We start from the raw sequence: 13,587 nt of genomic DNA, 5'->3' as shown, positions 1-13,587 counted from the left end.
GGCAGGGGGCATAAGTCAATAAGCTTCGTCCTTTTTTCCGCGCAGCGGGAAAAAACCGGTCCCCGTTTCTCATCGGAAACAGGTGATTTCCGACAATCCCGACGATCGGCGCAGCGTCCCGCCACGGCCCCGCGCCCAGACAATCAGCCCTCACCATCATCGTCCTCGCACCGGCGCCATGCCACTTGCGATCGAGGGGCAGGAGAACCCATGAAAAAACGCATTCCGCCGGCCATCTTCATCTTCATTGCGATGCTGCTGGGCATCCTGGTCGGCTACCTGATCTTCAGTCATCTGGACAAGGCCCAGGCCAAGGAACTAGCCGGCTACATCTCGATTGCTTCCGACCTGTTCCTGCGCCTGATCAAGATGGTCATCGCACCCCTGGTGTTTTCCACCCTGGTGGTGGGTATCGCCCACATGGGTGACGCCAAGTCGGTCGGCCGCATCTTCGGCAAGTCTCTGGCCTGGTTCTTCATCGCCTCGCTGGTCTCGCTGGCACTGGGCATGATCATGGCCAACCTGCTGCAACCGGGCGCGGGCGTGGCGCTGCCACCGCCTGACGCGGCTGGTGCCGGCCTGGCCACGGGCAAGTTCACGGTCAAGGAATTCTTCAACCACCTGGTCCCCAAGTCCATTGTCGAGGCCATGGCCCAGAACGAAGTGCTGCAGGTGGTGGTGTTCTCGATGTTCTTCGGTATCGCCCTGGCGTCCCTGGGCGAGCGCGGCAAGCACCTGCTGGCGGTGATCGACGATCTGTCGCACACCATGCTCAAGATCACCGTCTACGTCATGAAGTTTGCCCCGGTGGCGGTGTTTGCGGCGATGGCGGCGACTGTGGCGGTCAATGGCCTGGAGATCCTGGTCAGCTTCGCGGTCTTCATGCGTGACTTCTATTTCTCGCTGGTGCTGCTATGGGCCATCCTGATCGCGGTGGGCTTCGTGTTCCTGAAGAAGCGCATCTTCCGCCTGCTGGCGCTGATCAAGGAAGCCTTCCTGCTGGCTTTCGCCACGGCCAGCTCGGAAGCTGCCTATCCCAAGCTGCTCGATGCGCTGGACCGCTTTGGCGTCAAGCGCAAGATTTCCAGCTTCGTCATGCCGATGGGGTATTCCTTCAACCTCGACGGCTCGATGATCTACTGCACCTTCGCCACGCTCTTCATCGCGCAGGCCTACGGCATCCACCTGCCGATCTCGACCCAGATCACCATGATGCTGGTGCTGATGCTGACCTCCAAGGGCATCGCCGGCGTGCCGCGTGCCTCGCTGGTGGTGATCGCCGCGACCCTGCACCAGTTCAACATCCCCGAAGCGGGCCTGCTGGTGATCCTGGGTATCGATACCTTCCTCGATATGGGGCGCTCGGCCACCAACGCCGTGGGCAACTCGATTGCCTCGGCCGTGGTCGCCAAGTGGGAAGGTGGTCTGCTGAGCGAAGAAGAAGCGGCGCGTGCCGAAGCCGAGATCGAACAGGAAGCCGAAGCCACGCTGCACAACGAAGCCTGATCACCCGCGGTTTAGGGCCTGTTCACATCTAATCTCGCAGATCAAATGTGAACAGGCCCTAGTGATGTGAATGCAATGCCGTCCAGTCTGTCGCTGGACGGCATTGTTCGTTTCAGGCCGGCACGGCTTCCTGCTGCTTGACCGCGACCCACTCCTGCAGGGTGATCTCGATGGTGATGAAGGACAGGTTGGCACCGCGCACGAAGCGGCCGGCGAAGATCTTGCCGTCAGTGTCGGCCACCACGCCCTGTAGTGGATGGGGATTGCCCTGGCCATCGGAAAAGCCGATCTCGCCGAAGACATTGAGGATTTCCACACCCGGTCCGTTGATCTCCATCTCGCGTGGGCCGTTCGGGGTGGCGTATTGCAGGTGGGCATCGATCAGGCTGCCGATGGCGCCGCGCACGATGGCGGTCTTCATGCCGTGCTGGCGGCACAGCGCTTCCACGCTTTCGGTCAGGTCCTGGTTGGGTTTGAGGCGGGCCATCACGAGCTTGCCGAGGCGGCCTTCTTCTACGTGAATAGGGGGGGTATGGTCGTCGCGTGTCGTAGTGTCGTTGGCGTGGAGAGTCATCATCATTCCATGGGTGTCGGATGCAATAGACTGAAGTGCGTCTCTTCATCGCTGTTGACGACGAAGGCGCCCCGGGAGAACAAGCAAAGGCGGATGATGAGCGGATCGTCGCCCACTTCCACCGTATCGAGCAGGAGATGGCCGCCGTGGAGGGCGCCGTCACCGTCGATGAATCCTGAATGGCAATGCAGTAAAACCTTTCCGTCCTGGTTCTGGCCCACCGTGATGGCGCCGGTGATGAAGGTGATCACCCCTTCGAGCACATGCGGCGGGCCGTAGTCATAGGGACGGCTGGCGTCCCCGGTATGTTCGATGCGGTGATAGTGCAGCCGCCGTGCCGTGCCACCGCACATGCGGCCCACGCCGCCGCGCTGGCCATAGCGCGCCAGCACGCTTCGCAGCGACTCGCCCACGGAGCTGCCCGGTTGCAGCGTGATGCGCAGTTCCTCGGCCGGGTCGGCCTCCAGGTCCAGCGTGCGCGGATAGCTTTGCTGGCCTGCGTGCAGGAACTTGCGTACCTCGACGAAACCGGTGCCGGCCGCGGCCTGGGCGGTCTTGTTCGTCAGCTTCATAGGCGGTATTCCCCCTGTTCTTCCAGCAGTGCCTTGATCTGTTTCTTGACGATCTTGCCGTAGCCGGACTTGGGCATGTTGTCCCAGTAGACGAAGCGGCGCGGCCACTTGTACTTGCCGATGCGCTCTTCCAGGTGCGCCAGCAAGGCGGCGCTATCGACCTGCTGGCCGGCCTTGCAGACGATCACCGCCAGGCCGCTCTCGCCCCACTTGGGGTCGGGCACGCCCAGCACGGCCACCTCCGACACGGCCGCGTGCGTGAGCAGGGCTTCCTCGATCTCGCGTGGATAGACATTGGAACCGCCCGAGATGTACATGTCCGAAGAACGCCCGGTGATGTAGAGGAAACCATCCTTGTCCACATGACCGAGGTCGCCGGTATGGAACCAGTCATGCTTGAAGGCCTTGGCATTGGCGTCCGGATTGTTGTGGTATCCCATGAAGACGGCCGGTCCGCGCACGCAGATTTCACCGGTCTCGAAGGGCGCCAGTTCCTGGCCGTCGTCGTTGAGGATGGCGATCTGCATGCCGGTACGCGGCATGCCGCAGGTGCCGACCCGCGCCTGCGGATGGGCGTCGTCGTCGAAGTGCAGGTAGGGCGGCAGGAAGGTGATGTTGCCGGTGACTTCGCCCAGGCCGTAATACTGCACCAGCACCTTGCCCAGTTTTTTCAGCGCATACACCTGGTCGGCGCGGTACATGGGTGCGCCGGCGTAGATGACGTGCTTCAAGGATGAGTGGTCGTAGCGATCCACCGATTCATCCTCGACCAGGATCTTGACGATGGTGGGGACCGTGAAGAGATTGTCCACCTTGTATTTTTCCACCAGCTGCCAGGCTTCCTCGACCACCAGCCGTTCGGACGACAGCAGGATGCTGGCCGCGCCACGCGCGGTGTTGATGACGGCGTGGATACCGGCACCGTGCGACAGCGGTGCCACCACCAGCGAACGCGATTGATGGTTCAGGCCCGGCATCAGGTCGGCCAGGTGGTTGGTCACGACGAAGGCCATCTGGCCGTGCGAGAGCACGCCTGCCTTGGGATGACCGGTGGTGCCGGAGGTATAGAAGAACCACATCGGGTCTTCGTAATCGACTTCCACTTCGCGGAAGCTCTCCTGGCCACCCTCGGCCACCAGTGCCTCGAAATCCAGCTCGCCGGGGCGCGCATCGGCCAGGGCGATGACATGCTCCAGCGCCGGCGAGGCCGCCTTGACGGCATCCACGTAATTGGCGAAGCCACGGTCGTAGAGCATCACGCAAGCGCCGCTGGACTGGCCCAGGTAGGCCGCTTCAGGCGGTGTGATGCGGAAGTTGGTTGGTACCCAGACCATACCCATCTTGAAGGCGGCCCAGGCGCTCTCGAAAATCTGCTGGTTGTTGCGCGAATGGACCAGCATCTTGTCGCCCTTCTTCACACCCCGGCGGGTGAGGGCGTGGGCCAGCGCGTCGACGCGGTCGTTGATCTGCTTCCACGAGATGAGCCTGTCGCTGCCATCGGCATTGCCCTGCGACAGTATCAGACCCGGCTCATCCGGAAAACGGCGCGCCACGTCCGACAGCAGGCGGCCCAGGTTCATCACTTTCGTTAACATCGTCTCACTCGTCCCGATTCGTTCTAATGGAAATTGGCGTGGCTCTTCGTTCTTGTTTTTGTTGATACTTCGTGTTCCTGCACGTCGTTCGCTGGTGCAGCGAACGACGCGCTGTTGCAAGCTTCAAGCTGCAATTTGCAATTTGCAATTGCAATCAGTTCACGCGCTCCAGGATGCTCACATAGTTGGCCACCGCTGCGCCGCCCATGTTGAACACACCCGCATAGCGCGCATTGGCGATCTGCATGTCGCCAGCATCATGGGCCGCCTGCATGGCCGCCATCACGTGCATCGAGACACCGGTGGCGCCCACCGGATGGCCCTTGGACTTCAGGCCGCCCGACGGGTTGACCGGCAGCTTGCCATCCTTGGCGGTAATGCCCTCGGCAATCACGCGCGCGCCCTGGCCGTGCGGGGCCAGGCCCATGGCTTCGTATTCCAGCAGCTCGGCCACGGTGAAGCAGTCATGGGTTTCCACCAGCGACAGATCATTGAGCGACAGTCGGGCCTGGCCCAGCGCATTCTTCCACGCCAGTTCGGCGGCTTCGAAGCGGGTCGGGTCGCGGCGCGACAGCGGCAGGTAGTCGTTCACATGCACCGCTGCGCGGAACTGCACGGCACGCGGCATGGACTTGGCCACGTCGGCGGCACTGATCACCAGGGCGGCGGCACCGTCCGAGATCAGCGAGCAGTCGGTACGCTTGAGCGGGCCGGCCACGAACGGGTTCTTCTCGGAAACGGTACGGCAGAAATCGAAGCCGAAGTCCTTGCGCATATGGGCATAGGGATTGGACAGGCCGTTCTTGTGGTTCTTGGCGGCGATCATGGCCAGTGCATCGGACTGGTCGCCAAAGCGGTCGAAGTAACTCTGCGCGATCTTGCCGAACACGCCTGCGAAACCACCGGGGATGCCCGCTTCTTCCTTGGCGTAGCAGGCCTTGAGCAAGACCTCGCCCACCTGTGGGGTCGCCAGTTCGGTCATCTTCTCGAAGCCGATCACCAGCACGTGTTTCGATTCACCCGCCTTGATCGATTGCAGGCCCGAGTGGATTGCCGCCGAGCCGGTGGCGCAGGCATTCTCCAGGCGCGTGGCCGGCTTGAAGCGCAACTGCGGCAATGCATTCATGACCAGCGACGAAGGGAAGTCCTGGTACAGGAAGCCGGCATTGAAGGTGCCGACGTGGATGGAATCGATGTCTTCCGGTTGCAGACCGGCATGTTCGATGGCGGCCTTGGCGACCTGGCCGATCAACACTTCCGGATCGATGCCGTCGAGCTTGCCGAATTGGGAATGGTGCCAGCCGGTGATGCAGGGTGAGGATGCAGAAGCAGTCATGGTGTGTCCTTGTAAGACTTGGTCGGTGGAGCCTGGTCGCTCCGGTTCACACGGGGGCAATATGCAAATTCGGTGCCAATGTCTTCCACTGCAGTGCCAATGCGATTGCCACGTGCAGCAAGCTCGTCGCCATCGCCATGCGATTGCCACAAGAGTGAGGCGCCACTGGTCGCCGACGGTCGCAGGCGGGGTGTGCCCCTGCCCGGGCCGGCATCTTGCCCGTCTCCTGAAAGCTCGACGCAAAGGCGCGCCGACTCTCGCTTTGTTGTTGATTCTGATGCGGTGTTGCGTCGTCAATAAGATCGACCATGGGGCGGTGCTGAATCCTGCCGGGCAGGAAACCGCTACGCCAGCGGCCGACCGGATGAAGATAGCACGGACTTTACGTTAACGTAAATCATTGCGCTGCAACACAAAACAATTGCCCGGCAGCAGCGCCTGAGGTGTCGACACCTGCGACATCCCTGCGACAGGTTGGCGACAGTGCATGCGACAGGTGTCGCAGCAGGGCGGCATCAAATAAATTGCAGGCGGTGCCGCCCCTGCCCTTGTCCTGCGCAGCCTTTATCGCAGAGAATACAGGCGCAATGCAGATGACCATGAGGGACATCGCCATCGCGTCGGCCCGCTCCGACGGCTTGGCATCCTAATTGCTCTATCGATGCATGGGCAGTGTTGACAACCCGGATACAGGGGGCTGCACGCCAGGATTTCGCGGCAGCTGAGTGGCACCGGAATCAGCAGATTCATAAATACAAACAGACAAACAGGAGACAAGACAGATGGATCAATCCACTGGTAAATTCACGCGCCGTCATTTTCTGAAGACCGCCTCGGTGGCCTCGGCTGCTGCCGCGACCGGCATGGTGAGCACCTCTGCCCATGCGGCCGAGTTCACCTTCAAGTACGCCAACAACCTGCCGGTGACCCACCCGATGAATGCACGCGCCAAGGAAATGGCCGCTGCCATCGCCGAGCAGTCCAAGGGCCGCATCGAGCTGCAGCTCTACCCCAACAACCAGCTGGGTACCGATACCGACATGCTCTCGCAGGTACGTGCCGGCGCCATCGATTTCTTCACCCTCTCGCCGCTGATCCTGGGCACCCTGGTGCCGGCCGCGCAGATTTCCGGCATCGGCTTCGCCTTCAAGGATTACAGCCAGGTCTGGCCGGCCATGGACGGTGAGCTCGGCGCCCATGTGCGCAAGCAGATCGAAGCCAAGTCCACCCTGTTCGCCTTCGAGAAGATCTGGGACAACGGCTATCGCCAGATCACCAACAGCACCCGTCCCATCAAGGTCGCCGACGACCTCAAGGGCATGAAGCTGCGCGTGCCGCCGAGCCCGCTGTGGACCTCGATGTTCAAGGCCTTCGATGCGGCACCGACCTCGATCAACTTCGCCGAAGTGTATTCGGCCCTGCAGACCAAGATCGTCGAAGGCCAGGAAAACCCCATGGCCATCATCTCCACGGCCAAGCTGTACGAAGTGCAGAAGTACTGCTCCATCACCAACCACATGTGGGACGGTTTCTGGTTCCTGGGCAACAAGAAGTCCTTCGAACGCCTGCCCAAGGACCTGCAGGACATCGTCACCCGCGCCATCAACGAAGCCGGCATGAACCAGCGCGCCGACGTGCGCAAGCTCAACGACTCGCTGGTCGAGGAAATGAAGGGCAAGGGCCTGGCCTTCAACAATGCCGACGCCGACTCCTTCCGCGCCAAGCTGCGCAGCGCCGGCTTCTACGCCGAATGGAAGAAGAAGTTCGGTGACGAGCCCTGGGCGCTGCTGGAGAAGTACACCGGCAAGCTGGCCTGACGCACCGTCCGGCCTGAATGGACGACGCCACCGCCCATTCCGGGCCGTGGCGCCGTCCGCCCCGACTTTTTTCGCTGGAGCTTGATGATGGAAGCTGCAATGACTTACCGCGCCCCGGTCAACATGAATCCGTTTGCGCGCGCACTGGTGGGCTTGAATCGCATGGTCATGCATGTGGTGGGCGCGCTGGCCGCCTGCCTGGTACTGGCCGAGACGATCGTGCTGCTGACCGGCGTGATCTACCGTTACGCACTGCATGACCCCCTGGTCTGGTCCGATGAACTGGCCTCGATCCTCTTCATCTGGCTGTCCATGCTGGGTGCCGTGCTGGCCCTGGACCGCGGCGAGCACATGCGGCTCACCGCCATCATCAACAAGTGTTCCGAGAAAGGCCGCATCTGGCTGGAAACGGTGGCGGCGCTGGTGGTCTGCATCTTCGTATTGATGGTGATCCACCCGGCACTGGACCATGCGGTCGAGCAGATGCCCATCACCACCCCGGCCCTGGAAATTCCCGACGGCCTGCGCGCTGCCGCCTTGCCGGTGGGCGCCATCCTGATGCTGCTGGCGGCCGTCTCGCGCATGGCCGCCCTGACCACCATGCGCCTGCTGCTTTCGGCGCTGGCGGTGGTGGCCGTGATTGCGGGTGCGCTGTGGCTGGCGCAGCCGGCCCTGATGGCCATGGGCAACTACAACCTGATCGTGTTCTTCGTGCTGCTGATTGGCGTGTGCGTGGCTGGTGGCATCCCCATCGCCTTCGCCTTCGGTACCGCCACCATGGCCTATCTCGCCCTGGCGACCAATGCGCCGCTGATGATCGTGGTCAGCCGCATGGACGAAGGCATGTCCAGCCTGATCCTGCTGTCGGTACCGCTGTTCGTGCTGCTGGGCTCGCTGCTGGAAATGTCGGGCCTGGCCAAGACCCTGATCGATTTCATGGCGGCCCTGCTGGGTCACGTGCGCGGCGGCCTGCAATACGTGCTGTTGGGCGCGATGTTCCTGGTCTCCGGCATCTCCGGTTCCAAGGCGGCCGACATGGCAGCCATCGCGCCGGCGCTGTTCCCCGAAATGAAGAAGCGCGGCTCCAAGCCGGAAGAACTAGTGGCCCTGCTGTCATCGTCCGGCGCCATGACCGAGACCATCCCGCCCAGCCTGGTGCTGATCACCATCGGCGCGGTCTGCAGCGTCTCGATCACGGCGCTGTTCATCGGTGGCCTGATGCCGGCGGCCATCGCCACCATCGCCATCGCCGTGGTGTGCTGGATGCGCGCCCGCCGCGAGCCGATGCCGGACGTGCCGCGCGCACCCATGTCGCTGATCATGAAGACCCTGATCGCCGCCATTCCCGCCCTGGCGCTGCCCATGCTGATCCGCGTGGCCGTCATCGAGGGCGTGGCCACGGCCACCGAGGTCGCCACCATCGGCGTGGCTTATACGGTCGTGGTCGGCCTGATCATGCACCTGTTCATGAAGCACCTGAACTTCAAGCGCCTCTATCCGATGCTGATCGAAGCCGCTGCACTCTCCGGCGCCATCCTGCTGATCATCGGCATGGCCACCGCGATGGCATGGGCGCTGACGCAGTCGGGCTTCTCCTCCAAGCTGGTGGCGTTGATGCAGGGTGTGCCGGGTGGCGGCGCCGGTTTCCTGCTCATCACCATCGTCATCTTCATCGTGCTGGGCAGCCTGCTGGAAGGCATCCCCGCCATCGTGCTGTTCGGACCGCTGCTGTTCCCAGTGGCGCGTTCACTGGGCGTGCATGACGTGCACTATGCGATGGTGGTGATCCTGGCCATGGGCATCGGCCTGTTCGCACCGCCCTTCGGTGTCGGCTTCTATGCCGCCTGCGCCATCGGCAAGGTCTCGCCGGACGGCGTCTTTAACCGGGTCTGGGGCTATCTGGCCGCGCTCGTGGTGGCGCTGCTGGTGGTGGCCTTCGTGCCCTGGATTTCCATCGGCTTCCTCTGATCCACTCACCGGTCATGCGAGCGATCAGGAAACTTCCATGATTGATTTGCCAACGACGACTTAGAACACGGCGGCCCCTTACCCCATCCCTTCCCGGGGCCGCCAACATCCACGGAGACAATATGAATCGCAATGATAGCGGCGCCCGCGTGGCGCTCGTGACGGGCGGAGCCATGGGCATCGGCGCCAGCATCTGCCAGCAACTGGCGGCCAAGGGCCACACCGTGCTGGTGGCTGACATCAACCTGCAGGCAGCCCAGCAGACTGCCGACGCGCTGGTAGCCGCCGGTCACCGCGCAGCCGCGCTGCAGATGGACCTCGGCAATCCGGAGTCCATCGCGGCCGCCTTCGCCCACATCGAGAAGGACTATGGTCGCTGCGACGTGCTGGTCAACAATGCCGGCGTGGCACGTACCTATTCCTTCCTCGATTACCCGCTCGACAACTGGCTGCAGACCATGAACGTCAATGTCACCGGCGTGTTGCTGGCAGGCCAGCATGCGGCGCGTCTGATGGTCAGGCAGCAGTGGGGCCGCATCGTCAATATCTCGTCCATCTCGGGCATCCGCGCCGGGGCCGGCCGCACCGCTTACGGTACCTCCAAGGCCGCCGTCATCGGCCTGACGCGCCAGATGGCGATCGAACTGGCGCAATACGGCATCACCGTCAACAGCGTCGCTCCCGGCCCGGTCGATACCCCCATGACCCAGGCCATGCATTCCGAGCAGACCCGCGAGAGCTACTACCGCCTGGTGCCCATGCGGCGCTACGGCACCACCGACGAAATCGCCTCGGCCGTGAGTTACCTGGCCTCCGAAGAGTCGTCCTACATCACCGGCCACGTGGTACCGGTGGATGGCGGCTTCGTCGCTGGCGGCGTGCTTGAGATCTGAGGAGCGCCACCATGAACAAGCTGATGGAAGGCAAGGTCATCATCGTGACCGGCGCCGGTTCGGTGGGCGAAGGCTGGGGCAACGGCAAGGCCGCTGCCGCGCTGTATGCCCGTGAAGGCGGGCGGGTGCTGGCGGTGGATCGCAGCATCGAAGCCGCGTTGCAGACTCGCGAAATCATCCGCAGCGAGGGCGGGGTCTGTGAAGTGCTGGCGGCCGATGTCTCAAAAAGCGCCGACGTGAAGGCCATCGCCGATGCCGCGATGGATCACTTCGGCCGGGTGGATGTGCTTCACAACAATGTCGGCATCGCCGAAACCGGCGGACCGGTGGAGACCAGCGAAGAGAGCTGGAACCGGCTGGTAGCGGTCAACCAGACCAGCCTGTTCCTGACCCACAAGCACGTGCTGCCCATCATGGAAAAGCAGAAGAAGGGTGCCATCGTCAACATTTCCTCGCTGGCGGCACTGCGCTGGATCGGCTTTCCCTACCTCGGTTATACCGCGACCAAGGCCGCCATCCTGGCATTTACCAAGAACGTGGCAATGCAGTACGCGCCCATGGGCATCCGCGCCAACTGCGTGCTGCCGGGCATGATGGATACGCCCATGATCCGCGAGCCGCTCAAGGCCGCCTATGGAGGCGATATCGAAGAGATGCGCGCCAAGCGCAATGCGCAATGCCCGATGGGCTTCATGGGCGACGCCTGGGACGTGGCGCATGCCTCGCTGTTCCTGGCATCTGATAACGCGCGCTACATCACGGGACTGGACCTGATCGTGGACGGGGGATTGTCGCTGCGCTGCGCCGGATGAGTGTGAACAGTCCCTGGTTGAGCCGGTTTGTTTGTTGGCCGCAGGCGGGCGGGCGTGGAAGCCGACCTGCCGCGGTTTGAACCCGGGCGTCCAAGAGCGTCCGGGTTTTTTTATGGCGCCGTTGGCTGCATCTTCCGCCACACCTCCACCGCCGTATCGGCAAAGGTACGAATACAGGGATTGGTATTCTCCTTGTTCCAGATCACGGCGACTTCGACCAGTGGCGCGTCGATCAGGGGTTTGAAGACGGTGGTGTCCAGGTGCATGGCCTGCATCGACGTCGGTACCAGGGCTACACCCAGGCCTTCGCCGACCAGGTTGACAATGGTCTGCTGCAGATTGGCTTCCAGCACGATGCGCGGACGGAAACCTCGCGACTGGCAGTGGTTGATGATGAGGTCGAATACTACCGGCGCGATCGTACGGGGGATGCTGACGAAAGGGTCCTCCGCCAGTTCTGCGGCGGAGATGGCCTCCTTGCCGGCCAGGCGATGCTCGCGGGGTAGCACCGCCAGCAGGGGCTCGGCATAGATGGTGTGGCTGTCCAGGCGGCTACAGTCCTCCGGGCGGTACATGATGCCCACATCCACCTTCTCATCCTCGATGTCGGTGGCCAGCAGGTTGGGGACGTATTCGGTCAGGCGCATGTCCACCTCGGGATAGGCGGCGGAATAGTGGCGCGTCACCGACGGCAGGATGTTGTAGGCCGAGGACATCATGAATCCCACCTTCAACGCACCGCTCTTGCCGGTGCTCGATGACGAGACATTACGTTTCGCCCGTTCCAGTGCCTTGAAAATTTCTGTGGTGTCGCGATAAAAATATTTGCCGGCCGAGGTCAGCTGGATGGCTCGTTTGCTGCGGTCGAACAATTGCGCGCCCAGCTCCCTTTCAAGGGCCGCAATCTGGCGTGTGAGCGGCGGTTGCGAGATATGCAGCAGCTCCGCCGCGCGTCCGAAATGCAGGGTTTCTGCTACGGTGCGGAAATAGGTGAGGTGTCTCAACTCGATCATTTGATACCTTCAAGGTATTGATTCTGTCTGTACATTGTATTGGAAGTCATGGGATTGTCTGGCTATTCTTTGCCGCAGACGTGCCATTGCGACACTTCTCCGGGCCGGCCACAAGCCAGACCCCGCGCATAAAGAGCCGCTCCGAGGGAAGACGGTTCGACAAAAAAGCAGTTCAAGACAGGAGACCATCATGCCGACACCCCCGGTAGAACAGCCCATGGCTGAGAGTGACGTCCAGACCGCCGATACTGCCCATACTGCCCGCAGCCACCGCTGCGCAGCTTCCCGCACCGCGCCGCGCTACCGTGACATCGACCAGTTGGCCGCGGGTGACGAGCCCATGCGCGATCTGGTGGAGCGCGGCAAGCGCCTGATCGATCGCGGCATTCCGGTGTTGATCCTGGGCGAGACCGGTACCGGCAAGGAATACCTGTCGCGCGCGCTGCATGACTACAGCGCGCGTCGCCAGGCGGCGTGGGTGGCGGTCAATTGCGCCTCCATCCCGGAAAGCCTGGCCGAGAGTGAACTGTTCGGTTATTGCAAGGGGGCCTTCTCGGGCGCACTGCCAGGCGGCATGAAGGGCAAGGTGCAGCAGGCCGATGGCGGCACGTTGTTCCTTGATGAAATCGGCGACATGCCCTTCGCCCTGCAAACGCGGCTGCTGCGGGTGCTGTCCGAGCGCGAGGTGATCCCGCTCGGTGCAATGCGACCGGTATCGGTCGATGTGCAACTGATCTGCGCGACCCACCAGGATTTGAAGACGCTGATCGGCGAGGGACGCTTCCGCGAAGACCTTTATTACCGTGTCGCGGGTGGCGTGCTGCGACTGCCAGCCCTGCGCGAACGTGCCGACCGTCGTAGGCTGGTGATGCAGATGATTGCCGACGAGCTGGGGGAGGCTGCCGACGAGAACGTCATCGCCCCGGCGGCCCTGCAGCGACTACTGGCCTATCCATGGCCGGGCAACCTGCGTCAGATGCATGCGGTGATCCGCTACAGCTGCGCGGTGATGAATGGCGGTCGCATCGAGTTGTGCGACCTGCCCGAAGAATTGATGCAATTCCAGGCGGTGCCGCTGGCCCAGGTCCATTCCATCGGCCGCACCGCCCAGATCCGCCCCTTCGCGTCACGAGCCGAAGGGGACGCCACGTCCGTAGTGCTTACCGGCGATCCGTACCGGGATGAGCGCACGCGCGTTATTGCTGCCTTGAATGGCAGTCGCTGGAACATCTCCGCCGCTTCGCGGCAATTGGGAATGTGCCGTGCTTCGCTCTACCGCAAGCTGAGGCAACTGGACATCCCGCACGTACGTGACCAGGCCATGCCGGCTTATGCCGTTGCCTGAAACGATATAAATCATATAAACGATATGTGGGCCGCGAGTGCGGTCCCTGCCCAACTTCTTTAGGAAATTCATGAAAGTCTTCTACGACAAAGACGCAGACCTGTCCCTGATCAAGAACAAGAACGTGACCATCATCGGTTACGGTTCGCAAGGTCA

General features: G+C 62.4%; 12 protein-coding genes. 6 read left to right on the top strand and 6 right to left on the bottom strand.

All coding sequences use genetic code 11. From position 1 onward, the window contains the following. The first annotated feature begins 210 nt into the window (after window positions 1-210). Entirely contained in the window at window positions 211-1,506 is a 1,296-nt protein-coding gene (locus tag BTM36_RS00195; protein WP_006461993.1) for a dicarboxylate/amino acid:cation symporter, read from the top strand. 112 nt (window positions 1,507-1,618) lie between these two features. Here BTM36_RS00195 and BTM36_RS00190 read toward each other — a convergent pair whose 3' ends face one another. From BTM36_RS00190 to BTM36_RS28660, 5 genes are all read right to left on the bottom strand, one after another. Continuing rightward, window positions 1,619-2,086, bottom strand: coding sequence for a PPC domain-containing DNA-binding protein (locus BTM36_RS00190; RefSeq protein ID WP_039874333.1), 468 nt, complete (start codon window positions 2,084-2,086; stop codon window positions 1,619-1,621). Continuing rightward, complete coding sequence (locus tag BTM36_RS00185) at window positions 2,083-2,652, bottom strand: DUF296 domain-containing protein (RefSeq protein ID WP_006461995.1); 570 nt, start codon at window positions 2,650-2,652, stop codon at window positions 2,083-2,085. Before BTM36_RS00185 ends, BTM36_RS00190 begins: the two co-directional genes overlap by 4 nt. After that, the gene (locus BTM36_RS00180; protein WP_256385229.1) at window positions 2,649-4,265 is read right to left on the bottom strand and encodes an acyl-CoA synthetase; all 1,617 of its coding nucleotides are present in this window, start codon (window positions 4,263-4,265) and stop codon (window positions 2,649-2,651) included. The genes BTM36_RS00185 and BTM36_RS00180 overlap by 4 nt, the downstream gene beginning before the upstream one ends. A gap of 136 nt (window positions 4,266-4,401) precedes the next feature. Then, window positions 4,402-5,583, bottom strand: a complete 1,182-nt coding sequence (locus BTM36_RS00175; protein WP_077234772.1) for an acetyl-CoA acetyltransferase — start codon at window positions 5,581-5,583, stop codon at window positions 4,402-4,404. Window positions 5,584-5,980: 397 nt separating this feature from the next. Further along, complete coding sequence (locus BTM36_RS28660; RefSeq protein ID WP_139347005.1) at window positions 5,981-6,193, bottom strand: hypothetical protein; 213 nt, start codon at window positions 6,191-6,193, stop codon at window positions 5,981-5,983. Between the two features lie 172 nt (window positions 6,194-6,365). Here BTM36_RS28660 and BTM36_RS00170 point away from each other — a divergent pair, with 172 nt between their 5' ends. From BTM36_RS00170 to BTM36_RS00155, 4 genes are all read left to right on the top strand, one after another. Continuing rightward, on the top strand, window positions 6,366-7,400 hold the full coding sequence (locus BTM36_RS00170) for a TRAP transporter substrate-binding protein (RefSeq protein WP_006461998.1): 1,035 nt from the start codon (window positions 6,366-6,368) through the stop codon (window positions 7,398-7,400). An 84-nt stretch (window positions 7,401-7,484) separates the two neighbouring features. Continuing rightward, window positions 7,485-9,368, top strand: a complete 1,884-nt coding sequence (locus BTM36_RS00165) for a TRAP transporter large permease subunit (RefSeq protein WP_039874340.1) — start codon at window positions 7,485-7,487, stop codon at window positions 9,366-9,368. 122 nt (window positions 9,369-9,490) lie between these two features. Next, on the top strand, window positions 9,491-10,261 hold the full coding sequence (locus BTM36_RS00160; protein WP_077234771.1) for an SDR family NAD(P)-dependent oxidoreductase: 771 nt from the start codon (window positions 9,491-9,493) through the stop codon (window positions 10,259-10,261). 11 nt (window positions 10,262-10,272) lie between these two features. Then, complete coding sequence (locus BTM36_RS00155) at window positions 10,273-11,073, top strand: SDR family NAD(P)-dependent oxidoreductase (RefSeq protein WP_077234770.1); 801 nt, start codon at window positions 10,273-10,275, stop codon at window positions 11,071-11,073. Window positions 11,074-11,183: 110 nt separating this feature from the next. Here the strand turns inward: BTM36_RS00155 and BTM36_RS00150 are convergent, their stop codons facing one another. After that, window positions 11,184-12,086: a LysR family transcriptional regulator gene (locus BTM36_RS00150; protein WP_077234769.1), complete on the bottom strand. Its 903-nt coding sequence runs from the start codon at window positions 12,084-12,086 to the stop codon at window positions 11,184-11,186. Between the two features lie 190 nt (window positions 12,087-12,276). Between BTM36_RS00150 and BTM36_RS00145 the strand changes: the two genes are divergently transcribed. Next, window positions 12,277-13,431 (top strand): sigma-54-dependent Fis family transcriptional regulator, encoded by a 1,155-nt coding sequence (locus BTM36_RS00145; RefSeq protein WP_077234768.1) that lies wholly within the window; start codon window positions 12,277-12,279, stop codon window positions 13,429-13,431. The last annotated feature ends 156 nt before the right edge of the window (window positions 13,432-13,587 follow it).

Origin of the sequence: Herbaspirillum sp. VT-16-41, from assembly GCF_001994935.1 — a bacterium.
Classification (GTDB): domain Bacteria; phylum Pseudomonadota; class Gammaproteobacteria; order Burkholderiales; family Burkholderiaceae_D; genus Herbaspirillum; species Herbaspirillum frisingense.
The sequence above is the reverse complement of the archived record's forward strand: the minus strand, read 5'-3'. Positions and strand labels throughout refer to the sequence as shown.